Consider the following 19683-nt stretch of genomic DNA (forward strand, 5'->3'; position numbering starts at 1 on the left):
TGTCCTGATTTAAAGTTAATCCACTATATTTTACCGCCGTATTGTTTCAGACGGCCTTTTTGACATTTCTTCACAATCCCGTTATTCTGCCGCTTTACATGCCGAAGCATCAAACCAACCATGTCCCCACATCCCCTGCGCCGCGCCGTGTATGCCGGCAGTTTCGATCCGCCCACCAACGGCCATTTATGGATGATACGCGAGGCGCAAGCCCTGTTTGACGAGTTGATTGTCGCCATCGGCAGCAATCCCGACAAAAAAGCCACCTACACCGTGGCCGAACGCCGCCGGATGCTGGAAGACATCACCGCATCCTTCCCCAATGTCCGCATCGATTCCTTTGAAAACCGTTTCCTGGTCGATTATGCCCACAGCGTCAAGGCGGGCTACATCGTGCGCGGCATCCGCAGCGCGTCGGACTACGAATACGAGCGCACCATCCGCTACATCAATTCCGATTTGCAGCCGGAAGTATCTACCGTGCTGCTGATTCCGCCGCGCGAGTTTGCCGAAGTGTCGTCCACTTTGGTGAAAGGGCTGGTCGGGCCGGAGGGTTGGCGCGACATCATCCGCCGTTATGTACCCGACGCGGTGTACGAAAAAATTTTGAAAGACCATAAAAACATCGGTTGAAACCGCCATGCCGCCTTTGTCGTACCGGGAGGCCGTCTGAAAACCCCTGCGGCATTTTCAGACGGCCTCTTGTTTGAACGGGCGCGGAAAAAGGAGAAATCACACATGGATATACACACGCTGACCGAACTCGACCGCAGCCATATCTGGCATCCGTATTCCTCCACCGCCGATCCCGCGCCGGTTTATCCGGTCGAGCGGGCCGACGGGGTAACGATTACCCTGAAAGACGGCCGGCGGCTGCTTGACGGCATGTCGTCGTGGTGGGCGGCGGTACACGGCTACAACCATCCGCGTCTGAATCGCGCCGCCGTCCTCCAGCTTGAAAAGATGAGCCATGTCATGTTCGGCGGTTTCACCCACGATGCGGCGGCAAGGCTGACGCAGACGCTGCTGGGTATCCTGCCTTCGGGTTTGGACACGGTGTTTTACGCCGACAGCGGTTCGGTGGCGGTGGAAGTGGCGATGAAGATGGCGGTGCAGTACCAGCACGCGCGCGGAGAAACGCAGCGCGGTAAGTTTGCTGCACTGCGGGCGGGCTATCACGGCGACACTTGGCACGCGATGTCGGTGTGCGACCCCGTTACCGGAATGCACAGCCTGTTTGCCGAGCGTCTGCCGGTGCAGTTTTTCCTGCCGCAGCCGCCGGTTAAATTCGGCGAGCCGTGGCGCGAAGAGGCGGTTGCGCCGTTGGCGGATTTGCTGGACAAACACGGCGGAGAAATCGCCGCGCTGATTGTGGAGCCTGTCGTGCAGGGGGCGGGCGGAATGTATTTTTACGCGCCCGAATATCTGAAGCGGGCGCAGGCCTTGTGCCGCGAACACGGCGTGCTGTTGATTTTCGACGAAATCGCCACCGGTTTCGGGCGCACGGGTAAGCTGTTTGCCTGCGAACACGCAGACGTCGTGCCCGACATTATGTGTCTGGGCAAAGCCCTGACCGGCGGCTACCTCACGCTTTCCGCCGCGGTCACGCACAAAAATATCGCCGACACCGTCAGCAACGGCGCGGCGGGCTGCTTTATGCACGGGCCGACGTTTATGGCCAACCCGCTGGCCTGCGCCGTGGCCGACGAATCGGTCAGGCTGCTGCTGGAGGGCGGCTGGCGTGAAAATGTGGCGCGGATTGAGGCGCAACTGCGCGAAACCCTTGCGCCCGCGCGCGACATTGCGGCAGTGAAAGAGGTGCGCGTGCTGGGTGCCATCGGCGTGGTCGAAATGCGGGAACCCGTAAACCTGCGCCGCCTCCAGCCCAAATTCGTCGAACGCGGCGTGTGGCTGCGGCCCTTCGGCAAACTGGTGTACACCATGCCGCCGTTTATCATGCAGCCGCATGAGTTGGACAAACTTTCAGACGGCCTCATTGCCGCATTGAGGGAAGAATATGGCGGATAAACTGTTTTCAGACGGCCTCCAAACCCGCAAGCAGGGCAAAATCCTGTTTGTCGGCGGCATCGATACAGACATCGGCAAAACCGTCGCCACCGGCTGGTTGGCGGCCAAGCTGATGCGGCAGGGTTTTTCCGTCATCACCCAGAAAATCGTACAAACCGGTTGCACGGGCATCTCCGACGACATCCTTGTCCACCGCCGCCTGCAAAACCTGCCGCTGCTGCCGGAAGACACCGACGGCACCACCTGCCCCTACCTGTTCGGCTATCCCTGCTCGCCCCATCTGGCCGCGCGCATGGCGGGCGCACATATCGACCCCGCCGTTATCAACCGCGCCACCGCCACACTTGCCGAACGTTACGATTACGTCCTGCTCGAAGGCGCGGGCGGGCTGGCCGTGCCGCTGGACGACACCCTGACCACGCTCGATTTCATCCGCGCCCAAGCTTATCCCGTCGTGCTGGTTACATCGGGCAGGCTCGGCAGCATCAACCACACCCTGTTGAGCCTGTCTGCCTGCCGGCAGCAGGGGATAGCCGTCGAAATGCTGATATACAACCGCTTTCCGCCGGCAGACCCGCTGATTGAACGGGAAACCGCCGAATACCTGCAACGCTACCTGCGGCAGCATTTCCCGCAAACCGCGTTTGAATACATGGACGGACAAAAACCATGAATTACTGCGACTTTGCCAACAACCTGCCCGAAGACAGCGACAATCCGAACAAACAGTATCATGCGGAACAATACGGTTTTCCGATTGAAGACGACAACGGACTGTTTGAGCGGCTGGTGTTGGAAATCAATCAGGCGGGCCTGAGCTGGACCTTGATTTTGAAGAAGCGGCAGGCGTTTCAGACGGCCTATAAAGGCTTCGACATCGATACCGTCGCCGCTTTCGGCGATGCCGACCGCGAACGGCTGCTTGCCGACGCAGGCATCGTCCGCAACCGTTTGAAAATCAACGCCGCCATTTACAACGCGCAACAAATCCGACGGATACGGCAGGAATGCGGTTCGTTCAAAAACTGGCTCGATATGCACCATCCGCGCACCAAAGAAGAATGGGTGGCGCTGTTTAAAAAACACTTCAAATTCATGGGCGGCGAAATCGTCGGCGAATTTCTGATGAGCACCGGCTACCTGCCCGGCGCGCACACCGAAGACTGCAAGGTTTATCGGGAAGTTTTGAAACGCAGGCCGAAATGGCTTGAGGCCGTCTGAAAAGTTTCAGACGGCCTTTTTGTCGTTAAAGCACCGGTTTTTTCAGACGGCCTTTATTCAACCGTAACCGATTTCGCCAGGTTACGCGGTTTGTCCACATCCGTGCCGCGTGCGAGGGCAGTGTGGTAGGACAGAAGCTGCACGGGGATGGTATGCACGATCGGCGAGAGTACGCCGACGTGGCGCGGGGCGCGGATGACGTGCACGCCGTCGGTGGCGTTGAAATTGCTGTCCAAATCGGCGAAGACGAATAGTTCGCCGCCGCGTGTGCCGACTTCCTGCATATTGGCTTTGACTTTGTCCAGCAAGCCATCGTTCGGTGCGATGACGACGACGGGCATGTTTTCATCCACCAATGCCAGCGGGCCGTGTTTCAATTCGCCTGCGGGATAGGCTTCGGCGTGGATGTAGGTGATTTCTTTCAGCTTCAACGCGCCTTCGAGGGCAATCGGGAAGTGGATGCCGCGACCTAGAAATAGTGCGCTGTTTTTCTTGGCGAATTTTTGCGCCCACGCGGCGATTTGCGGCTCAAGATTGAGGGCGTGTTGGATGCTGCCGGGCAGTTGGCGCAGCTCTTCGACGTATTCGCGTGCTTTTTCGGCGGAAACCAAACCGCGCTGTTTGCCCAGCGTTACCGCCAAGCCGAACAAAACAACCAGTTGCGTGGTGAACGCTTTGGTGGAGGCGACGCCGATTTCCGCGCCGGCTCGGGTGTACAGCACCAATTCGCTCTCGCGCGGCAGGGCGGATTCCATGACGTTGCAGATGGACAGGCTGTGTTTGTGTCCCAAAGACTGCGCGTATTTCAGGGCTTCCATCGTGTCCAAGGTTTCGCCGGATTGGGAAATGGTGATGACCAATTGTTTTGGATCGGCAATCACGTCGCGGTAGCGGTATTCGCTGGCGATTTCGACGTCGGTCGGGATTTTGGCGATGGACTCGAGCCAGTATTTGGCGGTCAGTGCGGCATAGTATGACGTGCCGCAGGCGAGAATTTTGATGCTGCGGATGTCGTCGAACACTTCGCGTGCGTTCGCGCCGAAGTTTTCAGGTTCGAAGCCGCCGTCAAGGAAGACTTCGGCGGTATCGGCGATGGCGCGCGGCTGTTCGTGGATTTCTTTTTGCATGAAGTGGCTGTATGGGCCCAACTCCAGCGAAGCGAGCGACAGTTCGGATACTTTGACGGTGCGTTGGGTTTCAGCACCGGTTTTGTCGATCAGTTTGTCGATGCCGTTCGCGCTTAGAAGGGCAATGTCGCCGTCTTCCAAATAGGCGATGCGGCGGGTAAAGGCGATGACGGCGGATACGTCGGAGGCGATGAAGGTTTCTTGATCGCCCAATGCCACCAAGAGCGGGCAGCCCATGCGCGCAACGACCATTTCTTCGGGTTTGTCCTGCGCCATCACGGCGATGGCGTACGCGCCGTGGAAACGGGCGGTGGCAGCGCGGACGGCTTCAAACAGTTTGCCGCCGTTTTGGGTGTATTCGTGATTGACGCTGTGGGCGATGACTTCGGTATCGGTTTGCGATTCGAAGGTGTAACCCAAGGCTTTGAGGCGTTCGCGTTCGGCTTCGAAGTTTTCGATGATGCCGTTGTGGACGACGGCAATCATGCCGCCGGAGATGTGGGGGTGGGCGTTGGGTTCGGTTACGCCGCCGTGGGTTGCCCAGCGGGTATGGCCGATGCCGATATGGCCGAACACGCCTTTTTCGCGCGCGGCGTCCTCCATCAGCTGCACGCGGCCGACGCGGCGCACGCGTTTGATTTTGCCGTCTGCGTTGACGGCGATACCCGACGAGTCGTAGCCTCGGTATTCAAGGCGTTTGAGACCGTCGGTCAGAAAATCGACTACATTGTGATTGGCGCGGATGGCGCCGACGATACCGCACATATAAGTTCCTTAGTATCAAAAGATTAACGAAATAACTGCCGTTCCGGCTCCCGGGGCGGCAGCGGTAAAAAGCCGTTTTACATCATCCGAACGGCGCGGATTTGGGTTTCAGACGGCCTCTTGATGGAAAGGCCGTCTGAAAAAAGATAGAAACCAGTTGACTTTATTTCTTATCGCCTTTTTCCGGACGCATCCAGCCTTCGATCACGGTTTGGCGGGCGCGGGCGAGGGCGAGTTTGTTGTCTTCGACGTTTCGGGTAATCGTGCTGCCTGCGCCTGTGGTTACTTTGTTGCCGAGGGTGACGGGGGCGACTAGGACGCAGTTGGAGCCGATGCGGACTTCGTCGCCGATGACGGTTTTGTATTTGTTCACGCCGTCGTAGTTGGCAATGATCGTGCCTGCGCCGAAGTTGGTCTTGCTGCCGACTTCGGCGTCGCCGATGTAGGTGAGGTGGTTGGCTTTGGTGCCTTTGCCGATGGCGGCGTTTTTGATTTCGACGAAGTTGCCGACGTGTACGTCGTCTGAAAGGCGGGCTTGCGGACGCAGGCGGGCGTAGGGGCCGATTTGGTTGTTTTGTCCGACTTCGCAGTCTTCGAGATGGGAGAAGGGGGCGATTTTGCTGTTTGCGCCGATTTTGGCGTTTTTGATGACGCAGTTTGCGCCGATTTCGACGTTGTCGCCGATTTCGATGTCGCCTTCGAGGACGACGTTGACGTCAATCACGACGTCTTGTCCGTGTTTCAGACGACCTCTTAAGTCGAAGCGAGCGGGGTCGCGCAGGGTGACGCCTGCTTTGAGCAATTCTTGCGCTTGTTCGGTTTGGAAGATGCGTTCGAGTTCGGCAAGCTGGAGTTTGTTGTTCACGCCGGCGGCGAGGTGGGAGGCGCGCACTTGGACGGGATGGACTTTGATGCCGTCGGCAACGGCTTTGGCGATGAGGTCGGTCAGGTAGTATTCGCCTTGGGCGTTGTTGCTGGAGAGGCTGCCCAGCCAGTTTTTGAGTTTGGCGTTGGGCAGGACGAGGATGCCTGTGTTGATTTCGCGGACGGCTTTTTGGGCGGCGTCGGCGTCTTTTTCTTCGACGATGGCGGTTACGCTGCCTTGGCTATCGCGGATGATGCGGCCCAAGCCTGTCGGGTCGGCGGGAACGTCGGTCAACAGACCGACTTCGCTGCCGGCGGCTTCGAGCAGGGTTTCGAGGGTGGCGGTGTCAATCAGGGGGACGTCGCCGTACAGTACCAGCGTGCGGCCTTCGGCGGCAAGGTGCGGCAGGGCGGTTTTGACGGCGTGGCCGGTGCCGAGTTGTTCGGTTTGTTCGACCCAGACGACGTCGCGTTTGACGGTGTCTAAAACTTGGTCTTTGCCGTGTCCGATGACGACGCAGATGTTTTGCGGATTCAGGGCGGCGGCGGTGTCGATAACGCGCTCGACCATGGGCTTGCCGCCGATTCGGTGCAGCACTTTGGGCATTTTGGAATACATGCGCGTGCCTTTGCCGGCGGCGAGGATGACGATGTTGAGGGGTGTGGCGGACATGGGTTTCTTTCGGCGGGGAGGGCGGTTTTTAAAATGGAAAAAGGCCGTCTGAAAAGGCGCTTGGCGCGTGCCTTGCGTTTTCAGACGGCCTTCTGCTTATTTGGGCTGGATTTTTTCCCAATGCGTGCCGCGTACTTCTTGTTCTTCGGCGGAGCGGGCAGGCAGGATGGCATGCTGTTCGGGGCGGTATTGGTTGTTGCGCATGTTGCGGGAGTAAGTGCCGTCTTCGTAGCTGACGGCGGTGCCGGTCGGGTATTTTTGGCGCAGGGCGGTTTGGCCTTGGCTGTTTTTATAGGTTTCCCAAGAGCAGCCGGTCAATACGGCCATGACGGTAAAGAGGGCGAAGTAGCGCATTTCGTTTTCCTTTCAGGTAAAACGCTATTTTAGCCGATTTGACGCAGACGGCATATACGGTACATTAAGGTGCGGCAAGGCCGTCTGAAATTTTCAGACGGCCTTTATTGTCAGCCGGAAACGGTTTCGGCGGCGGCCGGAGCGGTTTCAACGGCGGGCGTTGCCGGTGCGGGTGTCGGTGTTGGTGCGGGTGCGGCCGAAACGGACGGTGCGGCCGGCGGCAGGGCGGGCAGCAGCGGTTCGGGATTGACCGCTTTGCCGTTAATCCGCACTTCGAAGTGGAGTTTGACGCGCTCGGCATCGCTGCTGCCCATGGTGGCGATGGTGTCGCCCGCCCGCACGGTCTGGCCTTTTTTGACCAGCAGTTTGTCGTTGTGGGCGTAGGCGGTCAGCGTGCCAGGGTTGTGGCTGATGAGGATTAGGTTGCCGTAACCACGCACGCCGTTGCCGGCATACATGATTTTTCCGTCGGCCGCGGCTTTCACCGGGTCGCCCGGTTTGCCGTCAAAATCGATGCCTTTGTTGCGGCCGTCGTAGCGTGTCAGGACGGCGTTGTCGGACGGCAGGTTAAATTGCAGCCGTTTGTGCGGAACGGTCTGTTCGCCTGCGGTGCCCGCGCCGCCTTTGCCGCCGGCGTTTTGGCGCACGCGCAGCAGTTGTCCGACGGAGATTTTCGACGGGTCGGACAGGTTGTTCCATTTGGCCAGGACGGCGGGTGTTTGGTTGAAACGCATGGCGATGCGGTTCAGGGTATCGCCGCTTTGGACGCGGTAGTAGCCGTCGGGCGTGCCGGAGGGGTTGGAGGAGGCGCAGGCGGCCAGCAGTGAGACGGCGGCGGCGCAGGAGAGGGTTTTGAGCGGGGTGAATAATGTTTTCATGGGGGTAAGGATAGCAAAAGCGTCGGGCGTCGTGAATCGGGAAAGCACGGTGCGGGCGGTGCGGCGTTTTCAGACGGCCTGACAGGCGGGGCGGGGAAAACGCGCTTTTGTCGACGACGGCGGGATGTGCGCCGTTCGGGCCGTTCGGGCCGTGCGGTGCGGCTTTACTTTTTTTTACCCCGAAACGGGTGTCCCGCCGCGTTGAAATTGCGGGCGGCAGGCTGTATTTTGCCGTCTCGCGCAGGATGGATTGCGGTTACGGTTGTAGAGGAAAGGATACGGTTATGCGTTATTTCGGTTTCGGTTTGTTGGGTTTTGGCGTGTTGGAGGTGATGTCCGTCTTTTGGATGGCTGGGAGGATAGGCGGCGGCATGACTTTCGTGCTGATGGTGCTCAGCGCGATGGCCGGTGTGTTTATGCTGCACCGCATGGGTTTGTCGGGCGTCCTGCTTGCGGCTTCGGCGGCACGCGGCGGCGGGAAGGTGTCGGCCTATCAGATGCTGTGGCCGGTGCGCTATGCCGTGGCCGGGCTTTTGCTGCTCAGTCCGGGCTTTGTGTCCACGGCGGCGGCCGTTTTGCTGATGCTGCCGTTTAAGGGCGGACGGGCGGCGGAGATGGCGCAGGAGCATATGTCGTTTACGGCCTATTCTTCCGGCATGCGCGGCGGCCGCAGCCGTGACGACGATGATGTCATCGAGGGCGAATACAGTACGGTGGACGGCAACGGAAGGCCGTCTGAAAAACCGCTGCTGGAAGACAAACCTCCGCGTTAGACAGATATATTAAGGCCGTCTGAAAATAATCCGCCGCACTTGTTTGCACGGCAATAATTTTCAGACGGCCTCTTTAATTTTCAGACGGCCGCCCCTATTTGGCGCGGCATTCGTGTATTTATTCAGACAAGAACACTACCATGAGCAATCAAGATTTTTACGCCACATTGGGCGTATCCAGAACTGCGAGCGACGACGAAATCAAAAAAGCCTACCGCAAGCTGGCTATGAAATACCATCCCGACCGCAATCAGGGCGACAAGGAGGCCGAAGAAAAATTTAAAGAAGTTCAGAAGGCCTACGACACCTTGTCTGACGCACAAAAACGCGCCATGTACGACCAATACGGCCATGCCGCGTTCGAACAGGGCGCAGGTGCGGGCGCGGGCGGTTTCGGCGGTTTCGGCGGCGCGCAGGGTTTCGATTTCAGCGATATTTTCAGCCAGATGTTCGGCGGCGGGGGCGGTGCGCGGCAGCAGCAGAATTACCAAGGTGCCGATTTGCAGTATTCGGTGGAAATCAGCCTTGAGGAAGCCGCCAAGGGCGTGAAGAAACGCCTGACCATCCCGACTTACGAAGAATGCGACGTGTGCCACGGCAGCGGCGCCAAGCCCGGCACCTCCGCCACCACCTGTTCCACCTGCCGGGGTTCGGGTACGGTACACATCCGCCAGGCGATTTTCCAAATGCAGCAAACTTGCCCCGCCTGCCACGGTTCAGGCAAGGAAATCAAAGACCCGTGTCTGAAATGCCGTGGCGAGGGCAGGGTGAAGGCCGGCAAAACGGTGGAAGTGGATATTCCGGCCGGTATCGACGACGGCCAGCGCATCCGTCTGAGCGGCGAAGGCGAACCCGGCCGCAACGGCGCGCCGGCGGGCGATTTGTATATTTCCGTGCATGTGAAGGCGCACAAAATTTTCGAACGCAACGGCCTCGACCTGCATTGCGAACTGCCTATCAGTTTTACCGTCGCGGCATTGGGCGGCGAAGTGGAAGTGCCGACTTTGGACGGGAAGGTGAAACTGAATATCCCGAAAGAAACGCAAACCGGCCGCCGCATGCGCGTGAAAGGCAAAGGCATCAAATCGCTGCGTTCCAGCGCGACTGGCGATTTATACTGCCACGTCCTGGTGGAAACGCCGGTCAATCTGACCGACCGCCAGAAAGAGCTGTTGGAAGAATTTGAAAAAATCTCCACCGGCATGGAACGCAGTCAAACGCCGCGCAAAAAATCCTTCTGGGACAAAGTGGGCGACCTCTTCGACTGACCCGTCCGGCCAAACGGCAGGGGAAGGCCGTCTGAAAACCGTATTGCCGTTTTCAGACGGCCTTTTTCCCGTATGCGCCGAACCGCCGCAAAGCCGTAACACCCAAACATGGCGGTTTTTCGGCGATACCGTTATATTCCCGTTTTTACATTAAAAGGCGACCGCAGTGTCCGCACCCTTCAAACCTTTTTCAGACGGCCTCAAGCTGCTTTATCAGGCAGGATTCCTGCATCCGCGCAACCTGAGCGCGCTCGCCTTCGGTATGCTGCGGCACGGCTTCAACCTCCAAGCCCTGCTTTATCAGGCCGCCCGGCTGCATCCTTTTCAGACGGCCGTCTGCGGCAACGACAGCCGTACGGACTGGCAAACCCTGTATCTCGACAGCCGCCGTTACGCCTCCGTATTGTCCGAATACCCCGCTTGGCGGCAACGGCGGAAAACGGCCGTCCTCTGCCGCAACACGCCCTAATCCGTTGCCGTCTTGAGTGCGCTGTCGGCGGGCGGAATGCCCGTACTCCTGTTCAATGCCGACATGAGCACCGAACAGCTGCACACGCTGCTTCGGCAATACGATCCCGGACTGCTGCTGACCGACGACGGCCTGTCCGCCAAAGTCGGCGGCCTGCCGTTTGATACCGTATCGTTCGGCGAACTGGCCGCCGCCGCGCAACGCATGGAAACGCCGAAGCCGCTTCCTCGGCGCACCGCGGGCGAAATGTTGGTGCTGACGGGCGGTACGGGCGGCAACAGCCGCATCGTCCGGCGGAAAACCAGCGCGCGCATCAGCGTCCTGCCGATGCTGGTGTTGCTGAAAACGCTGCGGCTCCACCAAAGGCAAAATGTTTACATCGCCCCGCCGTTCTATCACGGCTACGGCATCGCCGCGCTGTATTTCAGCCTTGCCCTGCGCCGCACCATGCTGCTGACCGAACGTTTTGACGCCCGCCGTGCCGCCGAACTGATAACGCGCGAACAGGCGGAAATAGCCGTACTCGTGCCGACCATGCTTTATCGGCTGCTTGATGCCATGCCGCAAAAAGGCCGTCTGAAAACCGTCCTGACCGGCAGCGCGATGCTTTCGGCCGAAGCCGCGCGCCGCACGCTCGGGCAATGGGGGAACGTGCTGTACAACCTGTTCGGCACTACGGAGACAGGCTTCACCCTGATGGCTGCGCCGGAACAGCTGGCGGCCAAACCCGACAGCATCGGCCGACCGTTTCCCGGCGTTACCGTCGAAATCCGCCGCGCCGACGGCAGCCTCTGTGGCATCGGCGAAACCGGCAGCTTGTGGCTGAAAACGGGCTGGTCGGCGCAAAGCCGCAACCACGATGTCTGCACCGGCGACCTGGCGAAAGCCGATGCCGACGGCGACATCTTCCTGCAAGGGCGTGCGGACGATATGGCCGTTTGCGGCGGGGAAAACGTCTATCCGCAAGATGTCTGCCGCATGACCGAACAACATCCGAAAGTCAGGCAGGCGGCTGTGTTGGTTATCGAACACGCCGAATACGGGCAGGCGTTGGCACTGTTTGCCGAAGCCGAAAAAGGACTGGACGCGGCAGCATTGCGCCTATGGCTGGCCGGACGGCTGGCGCGCTACCAAATGCCGCAACGCATCGGCATCACCCGAGAACTGCCGATTAGCGAAGCGGGAAAAATCGACCGCCGCCAATTGAACGAATGGCTGTCGGCACATTGCGAACGCGACTTCCTGCTGTGAGAATGCCGTCCGCGCTTTTCTGAACCGCATTTGCCTGCCAAGCGTTGACCCCCGTTTTCAGACGGCCTCATACCGTTGCCGCCATCACATGCCGTCCGCCGACGCGGTTATAATCCGCCCAAACACACAAATCTTCCCATCATGCGCCAAACCGTCTTTATCGCCGACCTCCACCTCTCCGACGACACGCCCGACCTGAACCGCTTGTTTTTACAGGCCTTGAAAGACTGGCGGGGCAAAGTGGATGCCCTGTATATCCTCGGCGACCTGTTCGAAGTCTGGCTGGGGGACGACATGCCCGACCATGCCGCCGTGCAGGTTGCCGAAGCCCTGCGCGATTTTTCCGCCCATGCGCCCGTTTACTTCATCTGCGGCAACCGCGATTTCCTGCTTGGCGCGAATTATGCCGCCGCCGCAGGCATGACCCTGCTGCCCGAAGTCCGGACGCTGAATCTGTATGGCCGGCATTGCCTCATTTCCCACGGCGACGAAATGTGTACCGACGATGCCGACTACCAACGTTTCCGCCGCATCATCCGCTTGCCGTGGCTGAAAAAAATCCTGCTTGCTCTGCCGCAAAAATGGCGGCGCAAAATCGCCGCCGATATGCGCGCCGCCAGCAAACGGCGCAAACGCGAAATCGGCCTGAGCCCGATTTCCGACGTTTCCGAATACGGCGTTCAGACGGCCTTAAAGCAATACCCGCAAACGGAAATCCTCATTCACGGCCACACCCACCGCCCCGCCGTCCACAGCCATACCTTCGGCGGCCGGACCGTCAGCCGTTACGTTTTGCCCGACTGGCACGGGAAAGAGGGCGGATATTTGTCTGTGTCCGAACGGGGCTGCACACTGCACGGCCTGCCGGCGGAAAAATAAGCGGAAACCGGAAAGGCATTGGGTAAAAAAGCCACAGATTCGGCGGCATGATGGAAAAACGGATAAGCAGAACAAAAGCCTGCTTGATAGGGAAGGCGGGTTTGTGGTATAAACCGCGTTTTACTTTTTCAGAAGTTTGGAGTTAAACCATGGCACGAGTTTGTAAAGTGACCGGAAAACGCCCGATGAGTGGCAATAACGTGTCGCACGCCAATAATAAAACCAAACGTCGTTTTTTGCCTAACTTGCAAACACGCCGTTTTTGGGTTGAGAGTGAAAACCGCTGGGTTCGCCTGCGCGTATCCAATGCCGCATTGCGCACCATCGACAAATTGGGCATCGATGTCGTTTTGGCCGATTTGCGTGCACGCGGCGAAGCCTGATTTGAAACAGCCGATTTAAGGAATTACTGCAATGCGCGATAAAATCAAACTGGAATCGAGTGCGGGTACTGGTCATTTCTACACCACTACCAAAAACAAACGCACTATGCCCGGCAAACTGGAAATCAAAAAATTTGATCCGGTTGCCCGCAAACACGTTATCTATAAAGAAACCAAATTGAAATAATCCGGTTTCGAAAGCAGCCGCACCGTATTGCAAATAATTGATTGGCAAGATGGTGCGGTTTTTGTATGGTGAGGCCGTCTGAAAATCGATAATCCGTTTTTCAGACGGCCTCATCTTTGTCTGGAAACTGCTGCCGTCTATAGTGAGTAGAGGGTGTTTGTAGAATAGATTTGATACAAAAGCAGTATAAGGGACGTTGTAATTTTGTGGCGGCAACGATTCTATCCGCATCGCCCTGAGTGTTCGGCCGTTAAGCAAAGTGTAGATTTTTAAAGAGAATATTGTAGTTAGATTTTAAGAAGAAAGTTCATCCTACTTATTAAGTATGAGTGTTTTTTTGAATTGGTTTATGTAGAATGCTGCCTCTTTTCCCCTGTTTTAAAATTATTATAAGGAAATATGTATGAAAATCAGCGCAAGAAATCAATTGAAAGGTAAAGTCGTTTCAATCGAAACCGGTTCTGTAAACGCCATTATTCACCTTGATATCGGTGGTGGCAATGTGATTTCTTCAACCATCTCCATTGAGTCCGTTAAAGAATTGGATTTGGCTGTAGGCAAAGAAGCTTACGCAATCATTAAAGCCACTTCCGTTATGGTTGGCGTAGAATAATCCGTTCTTCCATAGAGAAAAACAACCGCATTTGGAAAAGTGCGGTTGTTTTTTTATGTGTGTCGGCTTTTATGCAAGATATGCTGAAAAATGAACGTGATTTATTGTCAAACCCGCTGTCTTTCAGATTTGTAAAATGAATGTTGTGAGGTTGGATGGACTGAGCTTCAAATTGGAGTCAAACAGCCTCAAACCTGCCGAATTCTTCCAGCAGAATCCGCAAAACCGTCTCCGTTGTTGCCGATTGTACGCGATAGGGCGTTACCGCATATACGTCTATTTCGGGCAGCCGCCAGTCGGGCAGTACGGCTTTCAGACGGCCTGAGGCCAAGTCGGCTGCTACGTCGCCATCGAGGAAAATTGCCACGCCCAATCCTGCTTTGACCAGTTCGGTCAATGCGCCCAGCTGGCTGCAATGCAGGCCCTGCCCGATATGCAGTGTGAAAAAATCCGTGCCGCGATGCATGGGCAGGTTGGTCGGTGCGTAATACAGCCAGTCCAGCGCGGCCAAATCCTGAGGCTTTTCAACAGTGTGTGCCGCCAAATAGGCGGGAGACGCGTAAATCCGCCATTGTTGGCGGGTAAGGAAACGGGCGACCAGATTTTCGTCGTCCAAAGCATGTTCTCCCCCGCGCAGGGCGATGTCCACCGTATCGCGCTGCAAATCCAGCAGCGAATCGCCGAATAAAAGCAGCGGCCTGATGACGGGATGTTCCGCCTTCAAACGCCGCAGGCTGTTATGCAATGCGGGATGGGTGGCGATGCCGGAGGGCAGGGCGATTTTGATTTCGCCGCCGATTTCGGTTTTCACATTTTCCAGCATGGCAAACGCATCGTCCGCACAGGCCAGCAGGCGGGCGCAGGAAGCGGCCAGCGCGCGCCCTGCCTCGGTGGGGGCCATCCTCCGTGTGCTGCGGTTAAGCAGTTTTACACCGTATTGACGTTCCAGCCGCCCGACATGTTGGCTGACGGCAGACGGGGTTATGCCCAGCGCGGCAGCGGCGGCGTTCATGCTGCCGTGTTCGAGGACGGCGGCGAAAACGAGCAGGGGTTTGATGTCTTGCATTCTTCCTTCCATGATGAGGCCGTCTGAAAGTTTGATTTTAACGAAGTCCAAACGTTTTCAGACGGCCTTTTATTTTGATTGTTTAGGTTAACTTCATAATAATAACAGCAAAACGGGGATTATCAAGCGTTTCAGACGGCCTTACAATGCGCTCATCTAATCAATCACCACTCAACAAGGAGTCAAATATGAAAATCGCAGTTATCGGTGCAACAGGTTATGTCGGCAACGCAGTCGTTCAAGAATTGGCAGGCCGCGGTCATGAAGTAACCGCTTTCGCACGCAATACGGACAAAGTGTTCCAAGCGCAAAATGTTGCCGCCGTCTCGGCAGACGTGAACGCGTCGGACTTCGCCGACAAGCTGGCAGGCTTTGATGCCGTGGTCAGCGCGTTCAATCCCGGCTGGGCCAATCCCAATATCGGCGCGGATTTTACACGCGGGGCAAACAGCATCGTCGAAGCGGCAAAAGCGGCGCAAGTACCGTATCTCTTAATCGTCGGCGGCGCAGGCAGTCTGTATGCCGCGCCTGATTTGCAAGTTGTCGATACGCCCGATTTTCCCAAAGCCATTTACGACGGCACCAATGCCGCACGCCACCTCTTGACCGCACTCCTGCCACGCCGCGATGTGAATTGGTCTTTCGTTTCCCCTCCGGCACGACTGGGCGCGGACGGCGGTTTCAGCGAAGACAAAACCGGCAAATACCGCTTGGGCAAAGACGATCTGCTGATGGACGGTGAAATTCCCGCAGGCATCAGCGTGGCGGATTTGGCAGTCGCCATCGCCGACGACGCGGAAAACAAAACGCATTTGTTTGAACGCTTTACCGTTGCCGCCGCCTAGTCGGATAAGATAAAAGGCCGTCTGAAAACCGTCGCTGTCAACGCAACTTTGCCTCATCCGAAAAGTGCGGGTTCGTGGCCATCAGGCAGGCTTATCGGCAGATAGGCCTGCTCCGCTACAATGTTGCCGCAGCAGGCCGCCTTGTAGCGAAAGCGTGCCAATCCGCCGTGTTGCTTGCATTCCCCGACCAAGCTGCTTAAACTGCCGCCTTTCGAATTCGGGCCGTCGCACACAAAACAAACATGGAAAACTCCTTCCGTTTTTTCAGACGGCCTCACCCTACCTGAAAGGATTAACGATACAATGGACTTCAGCTGGTTGGCCGAACCGCAAACCTGGATCGGTTTTGCCACTTTATTACTTTTGGAAGTGGTGCTCGGCATAGACAATTTGGTTTTCGTGGCAATCCTTGCCAACAAAGTCAAACCCAAATCCCGCGATCGTGCCCGCCTGACCGGCCTCTCGCTTGCCGTCGTAATCCGCATCATCATGCTCGGCTTCATGGCGCACATCATGACGCTGACCAAGCCCTTCCTCCACCTCAGCAGCCTCAGCATTTCAGGCAAAGACCTGATTATGCTCGCAGGCGGACTCTTCCTGCTCTATAAAGCCACCACCGAACTGCACGAACGCCTCGAAGGGGCCAACCACTTCGCCGTAGCGGATACGCAGAAAAAGCATGCCCCTTTTTGGAGCGTCGTTGCCCAAATCCTGATTCTCGATGCCGTTTTCTCCATCGATTCCGTCATTACCGCCGTGGCCATGGTCGAACACATCGTCGTCGCCATGGCGGCCGTAGTCGTCGCCATGACCGTGATGATATGGGCCAGCAAGGCCCTGACCGATTTTGTGGACCGCCATCCCACCGTCGTCATGCTCTGTTTGGGATTCCTGCTCATGATAGGCTTCAGCCTGATTGCGGAAGCCTTCCACTTCCAAATTCCCAAAGGCTACCTCTATGCCGCCATCGGTTTCTCCGTCCTGATTGAAATCTTCAACCAGGTATCGATGAAAAACACCAAGAAAAAAGACTACATCGGCAGCTCTTGGCGGCAGCGTACCGCAGAAAACGTCCTCGGCATGATGGGCATACGCGAAAGCATCCTGGCCAATGCGGGCGAAGAAGCAGAAAACAGCGAACATTTCGAAGAAAACGAAAAATCCATGATACGCAGCGTTCTGACCTTGGCCGAACGCCCGATACTCGGCGTGATGATTCCCCGCCGCGACATCGAACGGCTCGACATTTCGCAAAGCAAAGAAGAACAACGCCGCCAGTTGCAAAGCACGCCTTACTCCCGCCTGCTCGTCGTCGGCAAGGCCGGCGTGGACGAACCATTGGGCTATATCAACAAAAAAGACCTGCTCAACCAACTGCTTGCCGATGGCGAACTCAATATTCAGGCGGCCTTGCGCCAGCCGTTGATATTGCCCGACAGCACCACCGCCTTGAATGCCATCGAACTGTTTCGCCAACAAAGCGCGGATTACTCGTTGGTTGTAGATGAGTTCGGCGCCGTGCTCGGCATGGTTACCATGAAAGACCTGCTTGAAACCATCGCCGGCGAATTTCCGGAAGAGTTCGAACGCGCCGAAGAACCTGTTTTGCAGGCCGACGGGCAAGCTGACAGCTTCACCGTAGACGGTGCGCTCGAATATGTCGAACTCGCCCCTCAGCTCAACCTGCCGCCGCAGGAAGAAGATGCCGCCTTCCACACCGTGGCCGGCCTGATTATGGAAGAACTGGAAAACCTGCCCGAAATCGGCGAAAGCGTCGATTTCCACGGCTGGCGTTTCGAAGTATTGGAAAAAGCAGGCCAGCGCATCGAACGGGTGAAAATCAGCAAAATTCCTGAAGAAGAATAAGTTGTTCCAAATTGCCCGTTTCTTCTGAAGGCCGTCTGAAACCATCAATTTTCAGACGGCATTTCTAAATTGCAATAAACAAAATGTTCATAATAAACAATCATAAAAATCAGGATGGTCTGTGTTCGGATAAAATCCGTTGACAAAGTTTCGGGTTCGGAATAGAATGCGCGTCTCTTCCCCGATAGCTCAGTCGGTAGAGCGACGGACTGTTAATCCGCAGGTCCCTGGTTCGAGCCCAGGTCGGGGAGCCAAATTTAGAAAAAGCCAAGTTTTAAAGCTTGGCTTTTTCTTCGTCTAAAATCTAATCAAATAAAAGAGGCCGTCTGAAAACATCACCCGTTTTCAGACGGCTTTTAAACGGAAATGATGATTTTCGGGCAAACCTCGTGCTGTTATAATAACCATTCTTTACATTTTATCTCACAACCTTGATTCGCACTGAAAGGAAGATTGATGAAAAGTTTTGGCAGCATGCTGTTTATTCTGGGTCTTTTAGCGTTTGGTTTGAACTATATGAATGCCGTGCCTAAAGTATTGGCATGGATTTATACATGGGGTGAAGACACGGCTATGTGGATTAAGGCCGGGATTACGGGCGGCGGCGCGCTGATTTGGCTCTTGGGTCATTTCGCGGAAAAAGGTGCGGAAGAAACCGAGTCAGAAGAAGAGTAAATTGAATCAAAGGCCGTCTGAAAACGGGTTTTCCGTTTTTTCAGACGGCCTTTCTTGTTTTCAGGGTAATATGGATACCATTGTTCATTCTTTATCTGACGGGCGTCGGATTACTGTCCGCATCAAGCGCAACGCAAGGAAAAATATCATTCTGCGTCCGATGGCGGCAGATGCGGTCAGTGTAACGATACCGCCTTGGTTGGGGCGGAGGCAGTTGTCGGCGTGGCTGTCGGAGCGGGAAGATTTACTGTTGTCGGTGTTGTCGCGCGCGGCCGTATTGCCGGTTGAAGAAAGCCTGCCGTCTAAACTTTGGCTGCATGGGGAGCAGTTGGATTTGGTGTCGGGCGGGCATGAGGGCGTATTGTTGCTGCCTTCGCGTGTCAGTGTGGCGGAAGCCGGAGCGGAGGAGCAGAAGGAGTTGTTGCGGAAAGAGTGGCGGCGGCGTGCTGCCGAGACATTGTTGCCGCGCCTGGTTGGCCATGCGGGCCGTTTAGAATTCCAACCTGCGGCAGTGGCTTTGTCGAATGCCAAAACTTTCTGGGGTGTTTGCCGCCGTACCACGGGGATACGCCTCAACTGGCGGCTGGTCGGCGCGCCCGATTTTGTGGTGGATTATGTTTGCGTGCATGAACTTTGCCATCTTCCGCATCTGAACCACAGCCGCGATTTTTGGAGTTTGGTTAACCGGCATACGCCGCATACGCAGGCGGCCAAGCTGTGGTTGAAACAGTATGGGCGGGAGTTGTTTGTTTTGGGGTAGATGGAAAATCTGTTGCCTGCTTTTTTGAGGCCGTCTGAAAGTGGCAATCGGGATAAGGATGGAAACCGATAATCAAATGATTTGGCGGCTTAAATATAAGCTATACCGTAAGCAGTTAGCTAAAAATTTAGAACTAGGAAAGGGAAGGGGATATTGAACGATGACAGCTTGTTAGTGGTGCCCGGGACCGGAATCGAACCGGTACGTCCGTATTAGGGACGACGGATTTTAAGTCCGTTGTGTCTACCAATTTCACCACCCGGGCTTTATCTTTTCCCGGAAGGGCAAAGATAAACTTTTGGAGGCGGGGGCACGGACTTTAACCGGCCTGTATAGAGGTTGCACCCCCTATCGCATAAACACTCTGCCACCCCGCCGTGAAGGCTGTTGTCTGTTGGAGGCGGGAGTCGGAATCGAACCGGCGTAGACGGATTTGCAATCCGCTGCATAACCACTTTGCTATCCCGCCATAAAGAAAAAAGTTGTTTTGAAAACAACTTAATCTTAAATGGAGCGGGAAACGAGTCTCGAACTCGCGACCTCAACCTTGGCAAGGTTGCGCTCTACCAACTGAGCTATTCCCGCATAATTAAAAATACGGTTTTTTTGGAGCGGGAAACGAGTCTCGAACTCGCGACCTCAACCTTGGCAAGGTTGCGCTCTACCAACTGAGCTATTCCCGCATAAACCGGATTTTTTTAAACTGTGGAGCGGGAAACGAGTCTCGAACTCGCGACC

Annotated in this window: 21 protein-coding genes and 6 tRNA genes (1 of these 27 only partly in view); 17 read left to right on the forward strand and 10 right to left on the reverse strand. The window is 56.3% G+C overall.

The window, feature by feature from the left end; genetic code table 11:
• Nucleotides 1-120 precede the first annotated feature (120 nt).
• The 4 genes from coaD to HMPREF3107_RS00610 all read left to right on the forward strand — a co-directional run bounded on the left by coaD (nt 121) and on the right by HMPREF3107_RS00610 (nt 3249).
• Nucleotides 121-633, forward strand: coding sequence for a pantetheine-phosphate adenylyltransferase (gene coaD / locus HMPREF3107_RS00595; protein WP_070452074.1), 513 nt, complete (start codon nt 121-123; stop codon nt 631-633).
• Nucleotides 634-738: 105 nt separating this feature from the next.
• Nucleotides 739-2028, forward strand: a complete 1290-nt coding sequence (gene bioA / locus HMPREF3107_RS00600; protein WP_070452077.1) for an adenosylmethionine--8-amino-7-oxononanoate transaminase — start codon at nt 739-741, stop codon at nt 2026-2028.
• Nucleotides 2018-2701 carry a dethiobiotin synthase gene (gene bioD, locus HMPREF3107_RS00605; protein WP_070452080.1) on the forward strand — a complete coding sequence of 228 codons (684 nt, stop codon included), beginning with the start codon at nt 2018-2020 and terminating at the stop codon, nt 2699-2701. The genes bioA and bioD overlap by 11 nt, the downstream gene beginning before the upstream one ends.
• On the forward strand, nt 2698-3249 hold the full coding sequence (locus tag HMPREF3107_RS00610; protein WP_070452083.1) for a DNA-3-methyladenine glycosylase I: 552 nt from the start codon (nt 2698-2700) through the stop codon (nt 3247-3249). Before bioD ends, HMPREF3107_RS00610 begins: the two co-directional genes overlap by 4 nt.
• A 53-nt stretch (nt 3250-3302) precedes the next feature.
• Here the strand turns inward: HMPREF3107_RS00610 and glmS are convergent, their stop codons facing one another.
• The 4 genes from glmS to HMPREF3107_RS00630 form a co-directional block, all read right to left on the reverse strand.
• Nucleotides 3303-5141, reverse strand: coding sequence for a glutamine--fructose-6-phosphate transaminase (isomerizing) (gene glmS / locus HMPREF3107_RS00615; protein ID WP_070452086.1), 1839 nt, complete (start codon nt 5139-5141; stop codon nt 3303-3305).
• 163 nt (nt 5142-5304) lie between these two features.
• On the reverse strand, nt 5305-6678 hold the full coding sequence (glmU, locus tag HMPREF3107_RS00620; protein ID WP_070452089.1) for a bifunctional UDP-N-acetylglucosamine diphosphorylase/glucosamine-1-phosphate N-acetyltransferase GlmU: 1374 nt from the start codon (nt 6676-6678) through the stop codon (nt 5305-5307).
• A 96-nt stretch (nt 6679-6774) separates the two neighbouring features.
• Nucleotides 6775-7032, reverse strand: coding sequence for a hypothetical protein (locus tag HMPREF3107_RS00625; RefSeq protein ID WP_049254734.1), 258 nt, complete (start codon nt 7030-7032; stop codon nt 6775-6777).
• Nucleotides 7033-7142: 110 nt separating this feature from the next.
• Nucleotides 7143-7910: a M23 family metallopeptidase gene (locus HMPREF3107_RS00630; RefSeq protein ID WP_083284573.1), complete on the reverse strand. Its 768-nt coding sequence runs from the start codon at nt 7908-7910 to the stop codon at nt 7143-7145.
• A 284-nt stretch (nt 7911-8194) separates the two neighbouring features.
• On the opposite strand from HMPREF3107_RS00630, the gene HMPREF3107_RS00635 reads away from it, so the two are divergent.
• From HMPREF3107_RS00635 to HMPREF3107_RS00670, 8 genes are all read left to right on the forward strand, one after another.
• On the forward strand, nt 8195-8683 hold the full coding sequence (locus tag HMPREF3107_RS00635; RefSeq protein ID WP_070452092.1) for an FxsA family protein: 489 nt from the start codon (nt 8195-8197) through the stop codon (nt 8681-8683).
• A gap of 140 nt (nt 8684-8823) precedes the next feature.
• Nucleotides 8824-9951, forward strand: coding sequence for a molecular chaperone DnaJ (gene dnaJ / locus HMPREF3107_RS00640; protein WP_070452094.1), 1128 nt, complete (start codon nt 8824-8826; stop codon nt 9949-9951).
• 166 nt (nt 9952-10117) lie between these two features.
• Entirely contained in the window at nt 10118-10420 is a 303-nt protein-coding gene (locus HMPREF3107_RS00645) for a hypothetical protein (protein ID WP_070452097.1), read from the forward strand.
• 12 nt (nt 10421-10432) lie between these two features.
• Complete coding sequence (locus HMPREF3107_RS00650) at nt 10433-11671, forward strand: class I adenylate-forming enzyme family protein (RefSeq protein WP_256364784.1); 1239 nt, start codon at nt 10433-10435, stop codon at nt 11669-11671.
• Between the two features lie 141 nt (nt 11672-11812).
• Nucleotides 11813-12550 (forward strand): UDP-2,3-diacylglucosamine diphosphatase, encoded by a 738-nt coding sequence (locus HMPREF3107_RS00655; protein WP_210391352.1) that lies wholly within the window; start codon nt 11813-11815, stop codon nt 12548-12550.
• 149 nt (nt 12551-12699) lie between these two features.
• Complete coding sequence (gene rpmB / locus HMPREF3107_RS00660; RefSeq protein ID WP_040665570.1) at nt 12700-12933, forward strand: 50S ribosomal protein L28; 234 nt, start codon at nt 12700-12702, stop codon at nt 12931-12933.
• A 31-nt stretch (nt 12934-12964) separates the two neighbouring features.
• Nucleotides 12965-13120: a 50S ribosomal protein L33 gene (gene rpmG, locus HMPREF3107_RS00665; RefSeq protein ID WP_003684373.1), complete on the forward strand. Its 156-nt coding sequence runs from the start codon at nt 12965-12967 to the stop codon at nt 13118-13120.
• A gap of 403 nt (nt 13121-13523) precedes the next feature.
• Nucleotides 13524-13733: a TOBE domain-containing protein gene (locus HMPREF3107_RS00670; RefSeq protein WP_003769892.1), complete on the forward strand. Its 210-nt coding sequence runs from the start codon at nt 13524-13526 to the stop codon at nt 13731-13733.
• A gap of 178 nt (nt 13734-13911) precedes the next feature.
• On the opposite strand, the gene HMPREF3107_RS00675 is transcribed toward HMPREF3107_RS00670, so the two are convergent.
• On the reverse strand, nt 13912-14799 hold the full coding sequence (locus HMPREF3107_RS00675; RefSeq protein WP_070452161.1) for a LysR family transcriptional regulator: 888 nt from the start codon (nt 14797-14799) through the stop codon (nt 13912-13914).
• Between the two features lie 188 nt (nt 14800-14987).
• Between HMPREF3107_RS00675 and HMPREF3107_RS00680 the strand changes: the two genes are divergently transcribed.
• From HMPREF3107_RS00680 to HMPREF3107_RS00705, 5 genes are all read left to right on the forward strand, one after another.
• The gene (locus tag HMPREF3107_RS00680) at nt 14988-15644 is read left to right on the forward strand and encodes an NAD(P)-dependent oxidoreductase (RefSeq protein WP_070452103.1); all 657 of its coding nucleotides are present in this window, start codon (nt 14988-14990) and stop codon (nt 15642-15644) included.
• 303 nt (nt 15645-15947) lie between these two features.
• The gene (locus HMPREF3107_RS00690; RefSeq protein ID WP_070452109.1) at nt 15948-17510 is read left to right on the forward strand and encodes a TerC family protein; all 1563 of its coding nucleotides are present in this window, start codon (nt 15948-15950) and stop codon (nt 17508-17510) included.
• 178 nt (nt 17511-17688) lie between these two features.
• Nucleotides 17689-17764: transfer RNA gene (locus HMPREF3107_RS00695), tRNA-Asn, on the forward strand.
• A 202-nt stretch (nt 17765-17966) separates the two neighbouring features.
• Entirely contained in the window at nt 17967-18185 is a 219-nt protein-coding gene (locus HMPREF3107_RS00700) for a cell division protein (RefSeq protein WP_070452112.1), read from the forward strand.
• A 70-nt stretch (nt 18186-18255) separates the two neighbouring features.
• The gene (locus tag HMPREF3107_RS00705; RefSeq protein ID WP_070452115.1) at nt 18256-18945 is read left to right on the forward strand and encodes a M48 family metallopeptidase; all 690 of its coding nucleotides are present in this window, start codon (nt 18256-18258) and stop codon (nt 18943-18945) included.
• Nucleotides 18946-19120: 175 nt separating this feature from the next.
• Here the strand turns inward: HMPREF3107_RS00705 and HMPREF3107_RS00710 are convergent.
• From HMPREF3107_RS00710 to HMPREF3107_RS00730, 5 genes are all read right to left on the reverse strand, one after another.
• Nucleotides 19121-19210, reverse strand: a tRNA-Leu gene (locus tag HMPREF3107_RS00710).
• A 130-nt stretch (nt 19211-19340) separates the two neighbouring features.
• Nucleotides 19341-19414: transfer RNA gene (locus HMPREF3107_RS00715), tRNA-Cys, on the reverse strand.
• 40 nt (nt 19415-19454) lie between these two features.
• Nucleotides 19455-19530: transfer RNA gene (locus tag HMPREF3107_RS00720), tRNA-Gly, on the reverse strand.
• Nucleotides 19531-19552: 22 nt separating this feature from the next.
• A tRNA-Gly gene (locus HMPREF3107_RS00725) sits at nt 19553-19628 on the reverse strand.
• Between the two features lie 23 nt (nt 19629-19651).
• Nucleotides 19652-19683 (reverse strand) — tRNA-OTHER (locus HMPREF3107_RS00730); it runs 50 nt beyond the window's last position.

The organism is Neisseria sp. HMSC31F04, from assembly GCF_001807735.1.
Classification (GTDB): Bacteria; Pseudomonadota; Gammaproteobacteria; order Burkholderiales; family Neisseriaceae; genus Neisseria; species Neisseria elongata.

Coding starts and splice junctions, on each gene's coding strand:
- glmS (WP_070452086.1), bottom strand. CDS start 5,141: ATGTGCGGTATCGTCGGCGCCATCCGCGCCAATCACAATGTAGTCGAT.
- glmU (WP_070452089.1), bottom strand. CDS start 6,678: ATGTCCGCCACACCCCTCAACATCGTCATCCTCGCCGCCGGCAAAGGC.
- dnaJ (WP_070452094.1), top strand. CDS start 8,824: ATGAGCAATCAAGATTTTTACGCCACATTGGGCGTATCCAGAACTGCG.
- rpmG (WP_003684373.1), top strand. CDS start 12,965: ATGCGCGATAAAATCAAACTGGAATCGAGTGCGGGTACTGGTCATTTC.
- HMPREF3107_RS00630 (WP_083284573.1), bottom strand. CDS start 7,910: ATGAAAACATTATTCACCCCGCTCAAAACCCTCTCCTGCGCCGCCGCC.
- bioD (WP_070452080.1), top strand. CDS start 2,018: ATGGCGGATAAACTGTTTTCAGACGGCCTCCAAACCCGCAAGCAGGGC.
- rpmB (WP_040665570.1), top strand. CDS start 12,700: ATGGCACGAGTTTGTAAAGTGACCGGAAAACGCCCGATGAGTGGCAAT.
- HMPREF3107_RS00635 (WP_070452092.1), top strand. CDS start 8,195: ATGCGTTATTTCGGTTTCGGTTTGTTGGGTTTTGGCGTGTTGGAGGTG.
- HMPREF3107_RS00705 (WP_070452115.1), top strand. CDS start 18,256: ATGGATACCATTGTTCATTCTTTATCTGACGGGCGTCGGATTACTGTC.
- HMPREF3107_RS00690 (WP_070452109.1), top strand. CDS start 15,948: ATGGACTTCAGCTGGTTGGCCGAACCGCAAACCTGGATCGGTTTTGCC.
- HMPREF3107_RS00670 (WP_003769892.1), top strand. CDS start 13,524: ATGAAAATCAGCGCAAGAAATCAATTGAAAGGTAAAGTCGTTTCAATC.
- HMPREF3107_RS00700 (WP_070452112.1), top strand. CDS start 17,967: ATGAAAAGTTTTGGCAGCATGCTGTTTATTCTGGGTCTTTTAGCGTTT.
- HMPREF3107_RS00680 (WP_070452103.1), top strand. CDS start 14,988: ATGAAAATCGCAGTTATCGGTGCAACAGGTTATGTCGGCAACGCAGTC.
- HMPREF3107_RS00675 (WP_070452161.1), bottom strand. CDS start 14,799: ATGCAAGACATCAAACCCCTGCTCGTTTTCGCCGCCGTCCTCGAACAC.
- HMPREF3107_RS00625 (WP_049254734.1), bottom strand. CDS start 7,032: ATGCGCTACTTCGCCCTCTTTACCGTCATGGCCGTATTGACCGGCTGC.
- HMPREF3107_RS00610 (WP_070452083.1), top strand. CDS start 2,698: ATGAATTACTGCGACTTTGCCAACAACCTGCCCGAAGACAGCGACAAT.
- HMPREF3107_RS00655 (WP_210391352.1), top strand. CDS start 11,813: ATGCGCCAAACCGTCTTTATCGCCGACCTCCACCTCTCCGACGACACG.
- bioA (WP_070452077.1), top strand. CDS start 739: ATGGATATACACACGCTGACCGAACTCGACCGCAGCCATATCTGGCAT.
- coaD (WP_070452074.1), top strand. CDS start 121: ATGTCCCCACATCCCCTGCGCCGCGCCGTGTATGCCGGCAGTTTCGAT.